15 protein-coding genes are annotated in these 15,810 nt (G+C 49.2%); 10 read left to right on the top strand and 5 right to left on the bottom strand.

Going from position 1 to position 15,810, the window contains the following annotated elements:
- Nucleotides 1-94 precede the first annotated feature (94 nt).
- Nucleotides 95-394 carry a YciI family protein gene (locus JYB63_RS20400; RefSeq protein ID WP_205659778.1) on the bottom strand — a complete coding sequence of 100 codons (300 nt, stop codon included), beginning with the start codon at nt 392-394 and terminating at the stop codon, nt 95-97.
- Nucleotides 395-406: 12 nt separating this feature from the next.
- Nucleotides 407-955: a septation protein A gene (locus JYB63_RS20395; RefSeq protein ID WP_205659777.1), complete on the bottom strand. Its 549-nt coding sequence runs from the start codon at nt 953-955 to the stop codon at nt 407-409.
- 45 nt (nt 956-1,000) lie between these two features.
- On the opposite strand from JYB63_RS20395, the gene JYB63_RS20390 reads away from it, so the two are divergent.
- The 4 genes from JYB63_RS20390 to rluB all read left to right on the top strand — a co-directional run bounded on the left by JYB63_RS20390 (nt 1,001) and on the right by rluB (nt 4,086).
- Complete coding sequence (locus JYB63_RS20390; RefSeq protein ID WP_205659776.1) at nt 1,001-1,861, top strand: PHP domain-containing protein; 861 nt, start codon at nt 1,001-1,003, stop codon at nt 1,859-1,861.
- A 121-nt stretch (nt 1,862-1,982) separates the two neighbouring features.
- Nucleotides 1,983-2,600 (top strand): L-threonylcarbamoyladenylate synthase, encoded by a 618-nt coding sequence (locus JYB63_RS20385; protein ID WP_205659775.1) that lies wholly within the window; start codon nt 1,983-1,985, stop codon nt 2,598-2,600.
- A 143-nt stretch (nt 2,601-2,743) separates the two neighbouring features.
- Nucleotides 2,744-3,133: an H-NS histone family protein gene (locus JYB63_RS20380; RefSeq protein ID WP_205659774.1), complete on the top strand. Its 390-nt coding sequence runs from the start codon at nt 2,744-2,746 to the stop codon at nt 3,131-3,133.
- A 110-nt stretch (nt 3,134-3,243) separates the two neighbouring features.
- On the top strand, nt 3,244-4,086 hold the full coding sequence (gene rluB / locus JYB63_RS20375) for a 23S rRNA pseudouridine(2605) synthase RluB (protein WP_205659773.1): 843 nt from the start codon (nt 3,244-3,246) through the stop codon (nt 4,084-4,086).
- A 136-nt stretch (nt 4,087-4,222) separates the two neighbouring features.
- On the opposite strand, the gene JYB63_RS20370 is transcribed toward rluB, so the two are convergent.
- The 3 genes from JYB63_RS20370 to ubiG are packed head-to-tail and all read right to left on the bottom strand — an operon-like array spanning nt 4,223 to nt 6,477.
- Nucleotides 4,223-4,963 (bottom strand): YciK family oxidoreductase, encoded by a 741-nt coding sequence (locus tag JYB63_RS20370; protein WP_205659772.1) that lies wholly within the window; start codon nt 4,961-4,963, stop codon nt 4,223-4,225.
- A 30-nt stretch (nt 4,964-4,993) separates the two neighbouring features.
- Nucleotides 4,994-5,686 (bottom strand): HAD family hydrolase, encoded by a 693-nt coding sequence (locus JYB63_RS20365; protein ID WP_205659771.1) that lies wholly within the window; start codon nt 5,684-5,686, stop codon nt 4,994-4,996.
- 59 nt (nt 5,687-5,745) lie between these two features.
- Nucleotides 5,746-6,477 carry a bifunctional 2-polyprenyl-6-hydroxyphenol methylase/3-demethylubiquinol 3-O-methyltransferase UbiG gene (ubiG, locus tag JYB63_RS20360; RefSeq protein ID WP_205659770.1) on the bottom strand — a complete coding sequence of 244 codons (732 nt, stop codon included), beginning with the start codon at nt 6,475-6,477 and terminating at the stop codon, nt 5,746-5,748.
- 277 nt (nt 6,478-6,754) lie between these two features.
- On the opposite strand from ubiG, the gene gyrA reads away from it, so the two are divergent.
- The 6 genes from gyrA (at nt 6,755) to cmk (ending at nt 15,794) form a co-directional block, all read left to right on the top strand.
- Nucleotides 6,755-9,397: a DNA gyrase subunit A gene (gyrA, locus tag JYB63_RS20355; RefSeq protein ID WP_205659769.1), complete on the top strand. Its 2,643-nt coding sequence runs from the start codon at nt 6,755-6,757 to the stop codon at nt 9,395-9,397.
- A 143-nt stretch (nt 9,398-9,540) separates the two neighbouring features.
- On the top strand, nt 9,541-10,623 hold the full coding sequence (gene serC / locus JYB63_RS20350) for a 3-phosphoserine/phosphohydroxythreonine transaminase (RefSeq protein ID WP_205659829.1): 1,083 nt from the start codon (nt 9,541-9,543) through the stop codon (nt 10,621-10,623).
- A 39-nt stretch (nt 10,624-10,662) separates the two neighbouring features.
- Nucleotides 10,663-11,760, top strand: coding sequence for a prephenate dehydratase (pheA, locus tag JYB63_RS20345; RefSeq protein WP_205659768.1), 1,098 nt, complete (start codon nt 10,663-10,665; stop codon nt 11,758-11,760).
- Between the two features lie 31 nt (nt 11,761-11,791).
- Nucleotides 11,792-12,895, top strand: coding sequence for a histidinol-phosphate transaminase (gene hisC / locus JYB63_RS20340; RefSeq protein ID WP_205659767.1), 1,104 nt, complete (start codon nt 11,792-11,794; stop codon nt 12,893-12,895).
- Nucleotides 12,892-15,111 carry a bifunctional prephenate dehydrogenase/3-phosphoshikimate 1-carboxyvinyltransferase gene (locus tag JYB63_RS20335; protein WP_205659766.1) on the top strand — a complete coding sequence of 740 codons (2,220 nt, stop codon included), beginning with the start codon at nt 12,892-12,894 and terminating at the stop codon, nt 15,109-15,111. Before hisC ends, JYB63_RS20335 begins: the two co-directional genes overlap by 4 nt.
- Complete coding sequence (cmk, locus tag JYB63_RS20330; RefSeq protein ID WP_205659765.1) at nt 15,111-15,794, top strand: (d)CMP kinase; 684 nt, start codon at nt 15,111-15,113, stop codon at nt 15,792-15,794. Before JYB63_RS20335 ends, cmk begins: the two co-directional genes overlap by 1 nt.
- Nucleotides 15,795-15,810 lie beyond the last annotated feature (16 nt).

The raw sequence follows: 15,810 nt of genomic DNA, 5'->3' as shown, positions 1-15,810 counted from the left end.
ATAAACCGCTATGTATACCAGATTAACCTGAACAGCAGCTAAATTTGTCCAAATTTGCCTCGAAAAAACAGCCACTATTACTGCGTCAAGCAGCTTATGGTAATACTTTTTTATACGGTTTGACTACTACCCGCTCGTATACCCCCTGGTGCAGATAAGGGTCATCGTTAGCCCATTCCTGCGCTGATTCCAGGGAATTAAACTCTGCGACAACCAGACTGCCGGTAAAACCGGCAGGGCCCGGGTCTTCGCTGTCGATAGCTGGGTGAGGCCCGGCAATAAGAAGACGGCCTTCATCTTTAAGTGCAATCAGACGCTCGAGATGCGCAGGGCGGGCTGCCATGCGCTGATCAAGTGTATTGGGTTTGTCTTCGCTGATGATTGCGTAAAACATGTTCTGAATTCCTCAGTCGCTGTTTGTAGACTCGGTTTCGATGTGTTTGGAGATGTAAAACCCTTGCAACAGAATGAACAGGAAGGTGAGTCCCATCATGCCAAAGAGTTTAAAGTTCACCCAGGTTTCTTCATCCATAGTAAAGGCGACAAAGAGGTTGAGAGCTCCCAGGACAATATAGAAAACAACCCAGGCGTAATTAAGCTGGCGCCAGGCATACTGGGGTAACTGTATTGCGCTTTGCATCAGGCGCTGGATGATGGTTTTGTCGCCAATATACTGGCTGCCAAGGAAGGCGACAGCAAATAACCAGGTAACTACGGTTGGTTTCCACTGAATAAAGGTCTTATCCTGAAAGATAACTGTCGCGCCCCCCAGTACAATCACCAGACCAAGGGTTACCAGCTGAATCATTTCAACCTTGCGGGTTTTGATCCAGGTATAGAGCATCTGCAGCAGGGTGGCAGGGATCAGAACTGCGGTTGCTAAAATTATATCGTCCGTGCTTTTGTAAACGATAAAGAAGATAATAACCGGCAGGAAATCGAGTAATAGTTTCATGTGCGCTCGTCTTCGGAAAAATGCAATCAGTATAAAGTGAGCCTGATGAGTTATAAACCCAATCTGGCGGAGGATTTCGCCTTTTCTGACCTTCATTGTCATTCTTATTGCTCTGACGGTGAATTATCACCCCGTCACTTAGTTGAACGGGCTGCAGAGAAAGGTGTCAGGATTTTAGCGTTAACCGATCACGATACTGTTGATGGCGTTCAGGAGGCTAGAGCGGCCAGTCATGACTATGCACTTAAACTTATTCCCGGGGTTGAGTTAACGGCGTTGTGGGGGAAGCGGGTTGTTCATATTGTCGGGCTGGGGTTTGATCCTGATAATTCTGAACTGCAGGCGTATCTCCATGACCTGAAAAGGCTGCGTGATCAGCGGGCCGAACTTATTGCGGCCAGATTGGTAAAAAAAGGGTGTCCGGATTTACTTGAGAAGGCTCAGCAACTGGCCGGAGAGGGCCAGATTGGACGTCCGCATTTTGCTCAGGCAATGGTGGCAGCAAGGGTTGTGGATTCTCCGGCAAAGGCTTTCAGCTTATATTTAGGTGCAGGTAAGCCTGGTGATATTAAAGTTGATTGGCCTGATATGGCTGCAGCCATTTCCTGCCTACACCAGGCGGGTGGATATGCGGTTTTAGCGCATCCGACAAAATATAAGCTTACCTTTACAAAAATCCGGGAGATGATTGCTGCATTTGCTGAGTCCGGAGGGGATGGAGTAGAAGCGCGCTATCCGGGGGTTGATCCGGGGCAGACACGCCAAATTGAAATTGCTGCACAGCGGCATGATTTATTACTGTCGGCGGGCAGCGATTTTCATTGCACCGGTTTTAGTTGGAGTGAGCTGGGAAAATATCCTAAAGTGCCAAATAGTGAAATGCATATTCTTCATAAGCTTCTCTGAGATTGGCTGCAGCTAAATAATATTTCCTTTTTTGTGTGGCATTACACGTCTGCTCTGTTGCTGAAGGCTATTATTCAGTAGAATTCTGTTCATCTTAGATAACCTTAATGCAGGTCTGATCGTGAGCCAATTTTTCCAGATTCACCCTGATACACCGCAAGCCCGTTTAATCAAACAAGCTGTTGAGATAATCAATAAAGGTGGTGTGGTCGTATACCCTACTGACTGTGCATATGCGCTGGGCTGTCATTTGGGTGATAAATCTGCGTTAGAAAAAATAAAGCGTATCCGAAAGCTTGATGATAAGCATAACTTTACCTTGGTATGTCGGGATTTATCCGATATAGGGACATATGCAAAAGTAGACAATGTCGCTTATCGGTTATTAAAAGCCCATACTCCGGGTGCGTATACTTTTATTTTAAATGCAACAACAGAAGTGCCTCGCCGGTTATTACATCCGAAGCGCCGTACAATCGGTTTACGTATTCCCCAAAATACCATTGCACTGGAATTAATGGCTGCTCTGGGGGAGCCGATTATGAGTACTTCACTGATTATGCCGGGTGATGATCAGCCTTTAACAGATCCTTATGAAATTCGTGATCTTTTACAGCATGAAGTAGATTTGGTTATTGATGGTGGATATTGCGGTATGGAAGCGACGTCGGTAATTAATCTGGTCGATGATGTGCCGGTTGTTGTACGTGAAGGCGCTGGCGATATTTCTGATTTCTAAATATATAGTCTTATACTAAACTGGGATTGTAAGCTGATAAATATTTAAATGGTGTTAGTTTTTCCTGATATATTCTTGAAAAGATATGATCAATGGAAAATAATATAAATCGTTTTTGTTTAGTATATCTTTGGATGGTGAAAATGACTGATTTTGTAAAAATGCTGACCCGCAAAAACTCTCTGAGAAAGCAGTGTCAGGAATTAACAGCTGCAGAAATTGAAAAAGTTGTTACTGATCTGACCCTGATTCTGGAAGAAAAGCGTGAAAGCGAACAGGCGATGATTGCCGCTGAGCAGGAGCGTCTGGATAAAATCGATGCAATCAGAAAAAGTATGCAGGAAGCAGGTATTGAACTTGATGATTTAATGGGCATGGTTGAAACCACAACTAAGAAAAAAGTTGAGCCTAAGTATCAGGTTACTGATGAAGAAGGTGAGCAGCACTTCTGGTCTGGCCGTGGTCGTACACCGATTGCGTTCCAGAAGCATTTTGATAAAGGTTTTTCCAAGGAAGATTGCTTAATTAAATAAGCGCTTTCTTGTATACTCACAGAAAGCTCTCCGGCTTGGTTGTCGGAGAGCTTTTTTTTTCTTTTTGAAATTTAAGCCGGAGTTATATTTCCGGTACTGAGGATGCGCAGATGAGCGATGAGAAATTGCAGAAAGTGCTGGCGCGTTCCGGGTTTGGTTCACGTCGTGAGATGGAACGGTGGATTGAAGCGGGGCGTATCCGGGTTAATGAACAGGTAGCAACGCTGGGGGATCGTATTTCACCGAAAGATCAGGTGGAAATTGATGGTCACCCGAAAGATATGGTGTTTGACCGTAAGAGTGAACGCCGGGTACTGATTTATAATAAACCGCTGGGCGAGGTGTCCACGCGGCATGATCCCGAAGGTCGCAGCACGGTATTTGATCATCTGCCACCTCTGAAGCAGGGGCGCTGGATCGCAGTGGGTCGTCTTGATATCAATACTTCAGGTTTGCTGTTGTTTACGACTGACGGCGATTTGGCCAACAACCTGATGCATCCTTCTGCCAATATTGATCGTGAGTATGCGGTCAGGGTTCTGGGCGATGTAGATGAAGATATGATCAAGCGTCTGAAGAAAGGCGTGCTGTTGGAAGACGGCATGGCGAAATTCACAGATGTTCAGTATTTTGACGGCGCAGGTGCAAACAAGTGGTATCACGTTGTGGTGATGGAAGGCCGTAACCGTGAAGTTCGCCGTTTGTGGGAGTCTCAGGGTATTAAGGTAAGCCGGCTGAAGCGGGTGCGTTACGGGCCTTTCTTCCTGCCGAGCGAAGTTAAAGCAGGTACCTGGAAAGAGCTTGAGCAAAAAGAGATTAATCAGCTTTCCAATATGATGGGGATGAAGCAGAAGCGAAATAAAGCGCTGACGCCAAAAGAGAAAGAAGCAGCTCAGCGGAGAGCTAAGCGGCAGAAGACCCGTCGCGAGGTAGGCCCCAAGCGCGCTGATTAAGTGTGTGGGGCGAGTGAGTTACTAACGGCTACCAATTAGGTAGCCGTTTTTTTTGTCCTTAGAAACAGAGTCTGTACAGTTTGAAGCAGTTTCTGTTAGCAAAGTACTCTGGTTTCGGTGCGGCAGATAGCCGGGTCTACTGAGCGTTTAACGACTCGCCCTTAACATGCAGGCTGTCATCACCAAACAGGTACAGATATACAGGCATAATGTCTGCTGGCGCTGCAACCGTTGCCGGGTTTTCAGCAGGGTAGGCGTTGGCGCGCATATTGGTTCGGGTGGCTCCAGGATTAATACAGTTAACCCGGATGTTGGTAACGGACTCAAGCTCATCTGCCAGTATTTGCATCATGCCTTCAGTGGCAAACTTGGATACGCTGTAAGCCCCCCAGTACGCTTTGCCTTTGCGGCCTACGCTTGATGATGTAAATACAATAGAGGCATTTTCAGCAGCCTGTGTCAGAGACAGTAATGCCTGGGTGAGCATGAATGCGGCATTGACGTTCACCTGCATAACCCGTTGCCAGATGCTTGGGTCATAACCTTCCAGTGGTGTGCGCATGCCCAGCAGGCTGGCGTTGTGCAGAATACCGTCCAGTTTGCCGAACTCCTGTTCCAGCATGGCTGCGAGGCTGTCGTAATCGGTTTCGGTTGCTGATTCCAGATTCAGCGGCACGATAGCTGCCTGAGGGTATCCGGCAGCTTCGATCTCGTCATACACGTATTCGAGTTTTTCTTCTGTGCGGCCCAGCAGGATAACTGTCGCACCATAGGAAGCGAAGCAAAGTGCTGCCGCGCGGCCGATTCCGTCACCGGCACCGGTGATCAGAATGTTCTTATTGGCGAGTAGGTTTGCCGGAGCCTGATAATCAAACATGGGTGTAGTTTCCTGAGTACGTGCCAAAGGTCAGTGAATATTGTAATGCCTGGCTAATAAAGGTTGCAGTTCGGTTGCCTGCGTTATGCAGTAGTTGCTGTTCCAGTCGGAAATGTCTTCATCGTCGTTAATGTAACCGTAAGCGGCGGCGATTGTCAGCATGCCGGCGCGGTTACCTGCTTCAATGTCACGGATATGATCGCCTACGTACACGCAGTGCTGCGGCTCGCAGTTAAGCTGTTGACAGGCAAGTAAAAGGCCTTCCGGATCGGGTTTTTTGTACTGTATGTGTTCCGGGCAAATGAGGCTGCCGGCTGAAGGCTGAAGATTGAGTTGTTTCATCAGCGGTTCGGTATATAACCAGGGTTTATTGGTGACTACCCCCCATGGAATTGACTGCTCACCCAGCCAGTGCAGCAGATCTGTAATGCCATTGAATGGGTGGCTGTCTACACAGGTTTGTTCTAAATACAGAGCCAGCATGCGGGCTTGCAGATCTTCCAGGCTGGCGGATATCGTACTTAAGTGTGCAGAAAATGCTGTTTCTACCATTGCGCGGGCGCCATCTGATACGGAAGGGAGCAGTGCTTCGTAGCTGATCGGCGGCAGATTTTGTTCTTCGCGCAGGATGTTGATAATACGATGAAAGTCAGCGGCAGTATCAATCAGAGTGCCGTCGAGATCGAAAAGAACGGCCTCGAGTTGCTTGCTATGAAGGGTCATTGATTCTGGCCTGTTTGGCTTGGCGGGTGACGGCGCAGCCAGGGGCTGCGCATAAGATCTTAACTCAGTGCCGGTTTGCTGCAGGCAACCATGTAGTTAACGTCTACATCCCGTGGGTTTAGCCGGTAAGCTTTAGTAATCGGATTGTAGGTCAGGCCGGTAATTTCATTACTTTGCAGGCCAGCAGAACGAATCCAGTTAGCCAGCTCTGAAGGGCGGATGAATTTTTTGAAGTCGTGAGTGCCTTTTGGAACCAGTTGCAAAATATGTTCAGCACCGACAATCGCCATCAGATAGCTTTTCGGGTTGCGGTTAAGGGTCGAGAAGAAGACCTTGCCACCGGGTTTGACCAGCCGAGCGCAGGCTTCAACGATGGATGCCGGATCCGGAACGTGTTCCATCATTTCCATACAGGTCACAACGTCAAAACTGCCAGGCTGTTCTTCTGCCAGCTGTTCTACGGTTACCTGGCGGTAGCTGACACTGATGCCGCTTTCCAGGCCATGAAGCTTGGCTACCTTGAGAGGCTCTGCGCCCATATCGATGCCTGTTACTTCAGCACCGCGCTGAGCCATTGATTCTGACAGTATTCCGCCACCACAGCCAACATCCAGAACTTTTTTGCCTGCCAGGCTTGCCTGTTTGTCGATAAAACCAACCCTCAGTGGATTGATGTCGTGAAGGGGTTTGAATTCACTTTCTTTATCCCACCACCGGCTGGCAAGTTCTTCGAATTTGGCGATCTCTTCAGGATCGATATTCGCGGAGTGCTGGTTGTTTGTGTCGCTCATAGTCGTGACTGACCGTCGGTTAAAAATATTGGCGGGGATTTTAGCATTGCTGTCAGGACGAATACAAAAAGCTTTCCCTGTAAGAACGAGCGAGCCGTAAAAATCTGCAGAAATGAGTTGTAATAAATGGATCGATCAGGTATGGCTCAAGGTCTTAATTTTGCGGGATTATTGCTGCATATTTATGGTATACTTCGGCGGTTCTGATCAGGGGTGTAACTGTATACCCTGATCCATTAATTCTCAGCAGTCTGATTCAAGGATAGCCAAAGCTATTATGGGTGATTTAGCCAGAGAAATTCTGCCAGTTAACATCGAAGATGAACTGAAGCAGTCGTATCTTGATTACGCCATGAGTGTAATCGTGGGACGTGCCTTACCTGATGTCCGTGATGGCCTGAAACCGGTGCATCGTCGGGTACTGTTTGCCATGAGCGAACTGGGTAATGACTGGAATAAAGCATATAAAAAGTCTGCCCGTGTGGTTGGTGATGTAATCGGTAAATACCACCCTCACGGCGACAGTGCTGTATATGACACCATTGTACGGATGGCACAGCCGTTCTCCATGCGCTATATGCTGGTTGACGGTCAGGGGAACTTCGGTTCCGTTGACGGTGACTCAGCGGCGGCAATGCGTTATACCGAAATACGCATGGCGAAAATTTCCCATGATTTACTGGCGGACCTGGACAAGGAAACCGTAGATTTCGTTCCGAACTATGACGGAACCGAACAGATCCCGGAAGTTCTGCCGACCCGTGTGCCGGCACTGCTGGTGAATGGTTCTGCCGGTATTGCCGTTGGTATGGCGACTAACATTCCGCCACACAGTCTGTCAGAGGTTGTTCGTGGCTGTATCGCGCTGATTGATAATCCGGATCTGTCAATTGATGAGCTGATGGAATTTATTCCGGGGCCAGACTTCCCGACCGGTGCCATTATTAATGGTCGCGCAGGTATATTGCAGGCTTACCGCACCGGGCGTGGACGGATCTATATCCGTGCCAAACACCACATTGAAGAAAACGAGAAGAACGGTAAAGAGTCGATCATCTTTACTGAGATTCCGTATCAGGTGAACAAAGCACGGCTGATTGAAAAAATCGCCGAGCTGGTAAAAGAAAAGAAGCTCGAAGGTATTACCGAGCTGCGTGATGAGTCTGATAAGGACGGCATGCGGATCGTGGTTGAGTTACGCCGTGGTGAAGTGGCTGAGGTTATTGTTAATAACCTGTTTGCCCAGACTCAGCTGCAGAACGTATTCGGTATTAATATGGTGGCGCTGGTTGATGGTCAGCCGCGTACCCTGGATCTCAAGTCCATCCTTGAGTGCTTCGTACGTCATCGCCGTGAAGTTGTTACCCGCCGTACGGTTTACGAATTACGTAAAGCCCGTGAGCGTGGCCATATTCTTGAAGGTCTGGCGATCGCGCTGGCGAACATCGACCCGATCATTGAGCTGATTAAAACCTCTCCGACCCCTGCGGACGCTAAAGAGCGCCTGCTGGCCAGCTCCTGGGAATTGGGCGATGTGACGGCGATGCTGGAACGTGCCGGTGAAAACGCCTGCCGTCCGGAAGATCTGGAACCTCAGTATGGCATGCGTGATGGTCAGTACTTCCTGTCGCCGGTACAGGCTCAGGCAATTCTGGAACTGCGTCTGCACCGTCTGACTGGTCTGGAGCACGACAAGCTGATCGGTGAATATCGCGAGCTGCTGGAAAAAATTGCAGAGCTGCTGGAAATTCTGAACAGCGCCGAGCGTCTGATGGAAGTTATCCGTGAAGAGCTTGAAGCGGTTGTTGAAGAATACGGTGATGAGCGCCGTACAGAAATTACAGCGTCTCAGCAGGATCTGACCGTTGCCGATCTGATCACTGAAGAAGATATGGTTGTTACCATTTCTCATGGTGGCTATGCCAAGACCCAGCCGCTGACAATGTATCAGGCACAGCGCCGGGGCGGTAAGGGTAAGTCTGCTACAGCGGTTAAAGACGAAGATTTCGTTGAAAAGCTGCTGATTGCCAGCACCCACGATACGATTTTGTGCTTTACCAACTTCGGTAAGGTTTACTGGCTGAAAGTCTATGAAATCCCGCCGGCAAGCCGTACAGCCCGTGGCCGTCCAGTGGTTAATATTTTGCCTCTGTCTGAAGGTGAGCGGATTACCACTATTCTGCCGGTAAATGAATATGCAGATGATCACTATGTGTTCATGGCAACAGCTGCCGGTACGGTTAAGAAAACGCCACTGGAAAACTTCTCCCGTCCGCGTTCTTCCGGTCTGATTGCACTGGCGCTGGATGAAGGTGACTCTCTGGTTGGTGCAGCGATTACCGATGGCACAGCAGAAGTGATGCTGATGTCTAACCAGGGTAAGTCTATTCGCTTTGCTGAAGGTGATGTGCGTCCGATGGGCCGTACTGCCCGTGGTGTACGTGGTATCAAACTTGCGGATGATGCTCACGTTATTGCGCTGATCATTCCTCAGGAAGGTGGTCGGATTCTGACAACCAGTATCAATGGTTTTGGTAAGCAGACGCTGGTTGAAGACTTCCCGACTTATGGCCGTGGTGGTCAGGGTGTTATTGCAATGCAGTGTACTGAACGAAACGGCGATCTTGCCGGTGCAGTACAGATGTTTGAAGGCGATGACGTCATGCTGATCAGTGATCAGGGTACCCTGGTACGGACCCGCAGTGATGAAATTTCAGTGCTGGGCCGGAATACACAGGGGGTTCGGGTTATCCGGATTGCAGAAGATGAAAGCCTTGTTGGTGTGGCACGTATTGAAGAGCCTGAGAGCGATGAGCTGGAAGGTGATGTGCAGGATGCCGCAGGTGACGGTGAAGCTGTTGCTGATACCGAGCCGGCAGCTGGTGCATCGGCTGATTCGTCTGAGAACGATGAAGCATAATATCTGATGGATCAAAATGTGCGGCTTAAGCCGCACATTTTATTTTAGGCAGATACTTAATTATGAGGCTGAAAAAGCCTTTAAAAGGTCTCAGAGAAGATCCTTCGGAAACAGTGTAAAAAAGAAAAGTTGTAATAATGACCATGACACGCAAATTTAATTTCAGCGCCGGTCCGGCGGCATTGCCTGAAGATGTTCTGCTTCGGGCGCAAACAGAGTTACTCGACTGGCAGGGAATGGGACTGTCAGTAATGGAAATGAGTCATCGCAGTCCTGAATACGTAGGGGTTGCAAAAAAGGCCGAGCAGGATTTGCGTGACTTGATGAATATTCCTGACAATTATCAGGTGCTGTTTATGCAGGGCGGGGCGACCAGCCAGTTCAGCATGATCCCTATGAACCTGATGGGAACAAAAACAAGCGCGGATTATATTAATACCGGCGACTGGTCGTCTAAGGCGATTAAAGAAGCTAAGCGCTATATAAATGTGAATGTGGCCGGCAGTACAGAAGATTCCAACTTTACCGGTGTTCCGGCACAGAGTGAGCTGAAACTGGATCCTGATGCCGCCTATGTGCATTACACGCCGAATGAAACGATCCGCGGTGTTGAGTTCGATTACATTCCTGAGACTGGTGATGTGCCGCTGGTGGCTGATATGTCGTCGAATATCTTATCTGCCCCAGTGGATGTCAGCCGTTTCGGAATGATTTATGCCGGAGCGCAGAAAAATATCGGTCCGGCGGGTTTAACAGTTGTTATCATCCGCGACGATCTGTTACAGGCTCCAGTTGATAAAACCCCAACCCTGTTCAGCTATAAAGCGATTGCTGATGCTGATTCCATGTTAAATACACCCCCAACCTTTGGCTGGTACCTGGCCGGGCTGGTGTTTGAATGGCTGAAGGAGCAGGGCGGTGTTCCTGCAATGGACCGCCTGAATGATCTGAAGGCTGAAAAACTGTACGGTTATATTGATAACAGTGCGTTTTACTCTAACCCTGTCGACCTGGCCGTGCGTTCACGTATGAATGTACCTTTCATACTGGCCAGACCTGAACTGGACAAGCAGTTTTTGAATGAAGCGACTGTAGCCGGCCTGTTAAATCTGGCAGGGCACCGTTCAGTTGGCGGTATGCGGGCGAGTATTTATAATGCTGTGCCTGAAGCGGCAGTCGATGCTTTGATTGAGTTCATGCAAGACTTTGCTGAGGCCCATGGTTAATCAGCTTAGGGTAAGAATAATAAGAGGTTGCTGTAAAAGATGAGTAATCAGGAAGCAGAATTAAAAGTATTACGCGATCAGATCGACAGTATTGATCGTCAGATGCACCAGTTGCTGAATGATCGTGCCCGCTGTGCTCAGAAAGTCGCTGAGGTTAAAGAAAAGTATCAGGCCGGTGATGCTGTTTTTTACCGTCCTGAGCGTGAAGCACAGGTACTGCGCCGGGTAATGGAGCGAAATGAAGGGCCGCTGCCTGATAAAGAAGTTGCCCGTTTATTTCGTGAGGTGATGTCGGTCTGTCTGGCGTTGGAAGAGCCTATGCGGGTTGCTTATCTGGGGCCTGAAGGTACTTTTACTCAGCAAGCTGTCACCAAGCACTTTGGCCATTCCGCGCAGGGTGCACCATTCAATTCAACGGATGAAGTTTTCCGTGAGGTTGAAGCCGGCAGTGCACATTACGGTGTTGTGCCGATTGAAAATTCTACCGAGGGTATGGTTAATCATACGCTGGATCTGTTTAAACGCTTTAATCTGCAAATCTGCGGTGAAGTGGAGTTACGGGTACATCATCACCTGTTACGTAAGAATGCTGACGATATCAGCGGTATTAAGCGTATCTATTCCCATCAGCAGTCATTTGCCCAGTGCCGCAGCTGGCTGGACAGTCATTTTCCGTCAGTTGAGCGGGTTGCAGTCAGCAGCAATGCTGAAGCTGCACGCCGTGCCGCTGAAGAAGGCGTTGAAGTGGCCGCTATTGCCAGTGAAATGGCAGCGGATCTGTATCAGATGAATGTGATTACCCGGAATATCGAAGATCAGCCGGATAACTCAACCCGTTTTCTGATTATCGGTGATCAGGAAGTTGGCAAGAGCGGTAATGATAAAACGTCGATCCTGGTGACTGCGCAGAACAAGCCTGGAGCCTTGTATGAGCTGTTACAGCATTTCCATGCTTCAGATATCAGTCTGACCCGGATTGAAACCCGTCCTGCGGGGCAGGAAGCTTGGAAATATATGTTCTACATCGATTTCGAAGGACATTTCAGTGATCCGGGTGTGCAGACGGTTCTCAATGCACTGATTGCTGATTCTGTGGAACTTAAATTACTGGGATCTTACCCGATTGCTGTTATCTGACAGTTATCCAGTGACTGAAGAGAAAACATTCATGGCGTGTGACTTTTATAAGCTTGCAGTTCCCGGCGTTAAGGATCTGCACCCTTACCAGCCCGGTAAGCCTGTTGATGAGCTAGAGCGGGAGCTGGGAATCACTGACAGTATTAAGCTGGCCAGTAACGAAAACCCGCTGGGGCCGAGCAGTGCAGTCAGCCGTGCGATAAATACTGAGCTGGCTGATCTGAGCCGCTATCCGGATGCGAATGGTTTTGCGTTGAAGGCAGCGTTGCAGGCACGCTTTGGAATTGCCGCTGACAGCATTACTTTAGGGAATGGTTCAAACGACGTTCTTGAACTGCTTGGCCGGGTGTTTTTGCAGTCGGGCGATGAAGTTATTTATTCAGCCCATGCGTTTGTTGTTTATATGCTGGTGACGCAGGCCAGTGGTGCAAAAGGTGCGGTGACACCTGCCCGGGACTGGGGGCATGATCTCGATGCAATGGCTGGTGCGATAACGGCAAAAACCCGAATGATCTTTATCGCCAATCCGAATAATCCTACCGGTACCTGGCTGAGTAAAGCGGCATTGCAGAGCTTTTTGGAGAAGGTACCCGAGGACGTGCTGGTGGTGCTGGATGAAGCATATACAGAGTATGTTGCGGAGTCAGACTTTCCCAACGGGCTTGAATTACAAAAAACGTTCAAGAATCTCATTGTTACCCGAACATTTTCGAAGGCTTATGGTCTGGCAGCGATGCGGGTTGGCTATGCGGTTGCAACTCCGGAAATTACCGATTTGCTCAATCGGGTGCGGCCGCCGTTTAATGTTAACTCTCTGGCCCTGGCGGCGGCAGTGGCGGCCTTGGGTGATGAAGAGCATTTACAGCGCAGTGTGAGTTTAAATGCGCAGGGTATGCAGCAATTGGAACAGGGTTTTGCCTCATTAGGATTGAGCTGGATTCCTTCCGTCGGCAATTTTATTACCCTTGATTGCGGCCAGGATGCCGCTCCCGTTTATCAGGGGTTATTACAGGAAGGCGTGATTGTGCGCCCTGTTGCTAATTATGGTTTGCCCAATCATTTGCGTATTACCGTTGGTTTGCCTGAAGAAAATCAGCGTTGTCTGGATGCGTTGCAGAAGGTTTTAAATTTGTGAGTGGTTTTTTAGCGCAGCGCATTGCTGTGATTGGATTGGGGTTGATTGGCGGTTCACTGGCAAAGGCTCTACGTGAACGAGGCCTGTGTCAGACAGTAATCGGCTATGACCGGAACCCTGATGAATTAGCTGCAGGTATACGCCTGGGTGTTATTGATGAAATTGCGGACTCTCTGGTGGAGGCTGCGGCGAAGGCTGACGTCATTGTTCTGGCTGTTCCGGTAAAAGTAATGGAGTCTGTACTGGCGGAATTAAAGCCGGTGCTGAAAGAGACAACTGTTATTACAGACGTGGGTAGCGTAAAGGGTAATGTTGTTCGTGCGGCCGAAGCAATTTATGGCAAAATGCCAGCGCGATTTATACCTGGACATCCGATTGCTGGTTCTGAAAAAAGTGGCGTCGCTGCAGCAGATTCGGGCCTTTTTAAATCTCATAAAGTAATTATTACCCCTTTGCCAGACAGTGATGCTGATGCAGTCACTTTAATCAGTCGTATGTGGCAAATGGTTGGTGCGGAAGTGTTACGTATGCCTGTTGACCGGCATGATGAGGTGCTGGCGTCCACCAGTCATTTACCGCACTTACTGGCGTTTTCGTTGGTGGACACGCTTTCCCAGGAACAGGAACGGAATAATATTTTCCGTTACGCCGCCGGTGGCTTCAGGGACTTTACCCGGATTGCCGCCAGTGATCCGACCATGTGGCATGATGTTGGCATAGCCAATAAGGCCGCAATCTTAAGTAAGATAGATGAATTTACCGAGGGTCTGGCGCAGTTACGTCAGGCGATCGAAACTGAAGACAGCCGAACTATGTTAGGGGTGTTTACCCGGGCAAAGGCGGCTCGCGAACATTTTTCCAAGATTTTATCAGGCTCAGCCTACGCAAACGATATGACTACTACAAAAGAAACCGTATTTCATTTACAGCCTGGCGGACAGGTTAAAGGTCAGGTACGTGTACCTGGTGATAAGTCAATTTCTCACCGTTCTATTATGCTGGGTTCCCTGGCTGATGGTGTTACTCATGTCAGTGGTTTTCTGGAAGGTGAAGACAGCCTTGCCACACTGCAAGCATTCAGAGACATGGGCGTGGTCATTGAAGGCCCGCATCAGGGTGAAGTAAAAATTTACGGGGTTGGTCTGAACGGTCTACGTCAGCCGCCTGGGCCTCTGTATGTAGGTAACTCAGGTACATCAATGCGTCTGTTGTCAGGGTTGCTGGCTGGGCAGGCATTTGATGCTGAACTGACAGGTGATGCATCCCTGACCAAACGTCCGATGGAGCGGGTAGCTGCTCCTCTGCGGTTAATGGGGGCGAAAGTGGAAACCGGTGAAAACGGTTGCCCTCCTGTTAAAGTAACAGGTGGTCAGGCGCTGAAAGGCATTGATTACGCAATGCCGATGGCCAGTGCGCAGGTTAAGTCTTGCCTGATGTTGGCAGGCCTGTATGCAGACGGTACAACCCGGGTGACTGAGCCTGCGCCTACCCGTGATCATACTGAGCGGATGCTGCAGGGCTTTGGTTACAGCGTTAATGCCAACAATGGTGAAATTGATCTGCAGGGTGGCGGTAGCCTGCAGTCAACCAACATTGATGTGCCTGCTGATATTTCTTCGGCGACTTTTTTCATGGTTGCTGCTGCGATTTCACCTGATTCTGATGTGGTTCTTGAGCATGTTGGCATCAACCCTACCCGGATTGGTGTTATTAACATTCTGAGCCTGATGGGCACACAGATTGAAATGCTGAACGAACGTGAAGTCGGCGGTGAACCGGTTGCTGATATTCGGGTACGTTATGCGCCACTGAAAGGTATTCATATTCCTGAAGATCAGGTGCCGCTGGCGATTGATGAGTTTCCGGCGCTTTTTATTGCTGCTGCCTGCGCAGAAGGTGAAACAGTTCTTAGTGGTGCGGAAGAATTACGGGTTAAGGAAAGCGACCGCATTCAGGCAATGGTTGATGGTCTGAAAATTCTGGGTGCTGATGTGGAAGGTACGCCTGACGGTGCAATCATTCGCAAGAGCCAGCTGAAAGGTGGTGTGGTGCAGAGTCACGATGACCACCGTATCGCGATGGCATTCAGTATTGCTTCTCTGCGTGCTTCAGAAAACATTGAAATTCGTGAATGTAATAATGTCGCAACCTCGTTCCCGAACTTTGTAGAGTTAGCACAGGAGCTTGGCCTGAACATCCGTAAGGAGGATGTCTGATGACTCAGGAATTTCCGGTTATAACGGTAGACGGTCCCAGCGGTTCAGGTAAGGGCACAATATGCAGTTTACTGGCCCGGGAGTTGGGCTGGTCATTGCTGGACAGTGGTGCACTGTACCGTCTGGTTGCACTGGCAGCTCGTCATCATGGTGTTGCGTTGGATGATGAAGCTGCGCTAGTGGTGTTGGCTGCGCATCTGGATGTGCAGTTTTTAACTGCTCAGACCGGTGATGTGCAAATTATCCTTGAGGGTGAGGAGGTCACCGATACTATCCGTACTGAAGAATGTGGCGCAGATGCTTCTCAGGTTGCTGCGCTCGGTCCGGTTCGGGATGCGTTACTGGAGCGTCAGCGGGCCTTTGTTGCCGAGCCCGGGCTGATTGCTGATGGTCGTGATATGGGCACAGTTGTATTCCCGGATGCTATGCTTAAAGTCTATCTGACAGCGAGTGCTGAAGAGCGTGCGAAGCGCAGATATAACCAGTTGATAAATAAGGGACTGGGTGCTAGTCTTCAAGCAATCACAGAGGATATCAGGGCGCGTGACGCACGGGATATGGGCCGTTCAGTAGCGCCGTTAAAACCAGCTGAAGATGCTATTAAGCTCGATACTACAACCATGAGTATTGATGAAGTCTTGGCGGAGGTGCTGGAGCAAGCCAGGCATAAAGGCCTGCGCTAACGACCATTCTGCGGGG

The sequence above is a fragment of the Aliamphritea spongicola genome (assembly GCF_017051665.1).
Taxonomy (GTDB): Bacteria; Pseudomonadota; Gammaproteobacteria; order Pseudomonadales; family Balneatricaceae; genus Amphritea; species Amphritea spongicola.
The sequence above is the reverse complement of the archived record's forward strand: the minus strand, read 5'-3'. Positions and strand labels throughout refer to the sequence as shown.

What these genes read in the sequence shown, in the direction of transcription:
- hisC (WP_205659767.1), top strand. Translation starts at nt 11,792, where the DNA reads ATGGCGTGTGACTTTTATAAGCTTGCAGTTCCCGGCGTTAAGGATCTG.
- JYB63_RS20365 (WP_205659771.1), bottom strand. Translation starts at nt 5,686, where the DNA reads ATGACCCTTCATAGCAAGCAACTCGAGGCCGTTCTTTTCGATCTCGAC.
- JYB63_RS20390 (WP_205659776.1), top strand. Translation starts at nt 1,001, where the DNA reads ATGAGTTATAAACCCAATCTGGCGGAGGATTTCGCCTTTTCTGACCTT.
- JYB63_RS20395 (WP_205659777.1), bottom strand. Translation starts at nt 955, where the DNA reads ATGAAACTATTACTCGATTTCCTGCCGGTTATTATCTTCTTTATCGTT.
- cmk (WP_205659765.1), top strand. Translation starts at nt 15,111, where the DNA reads ATGACTCAGGAATTTCCGGTTATAACGGTAGACGGTCCCAGCGGTTCA.
- pheA (WP_205659768.1), top strand. Translation starts at nt 10,663, where the DNA reads ATGAGTAATCAGGAAGCAGAATTAAAAGTATTACGCGATCAGATCGAC.
- JYB63_RS20400 (WP_205659778.1), bottom strand. Translation starts at nt 394, where the DNA reads ATGTTTTACGCAATCATCAGCGAAGACAAACCCAATACACTTGATCAG.
- ubiG (WP_205659770.1), bottom strand. Translation starts at nt 6,477, where the DNA reads ATGAGCGACACAAACAACCAGCACTCCGCGAATATCGATCCTGAAGAG.
- serC (WP_205659829.1), top strand. Translation starts at nt 9,541, where the DNA reads ATGACACGCAAATTTAATTTCAGCGCCGGTCCGGCGGCATTGCCTGAA.
- gyrA (WP_205659769.1), top strand. Translation starts at nt 6,755, where the DNA reads ATGGGTGATTTAGCCAGAGAAATTCTGCCAGTTAACATCGAAGATGAA.
- rluB (WP_205659773.1), top strand. Translation starts at nt 3,244, where the DNA reads ATGAGCGATGAGAAATTGCAGAAAGTGCTGGCGCGTTCCGGGTTTGGT.
- JYB63_RS20370 (WP_205659772.1), bottom strand. Translation starts at nt 4,963, where the DNA reads ATGTTTGATTATCAGGCTCCGGCAAACCTACTCGCCAATAAGAACATT.
- JYB63_RS20380 (WP_205659774.1), top strand. Translation starts at nt 2,744, where the DNA reads ATGACTGATTTTGTAAAAATGCTGACCCGCAAAAACTCTCTGAGAAAG.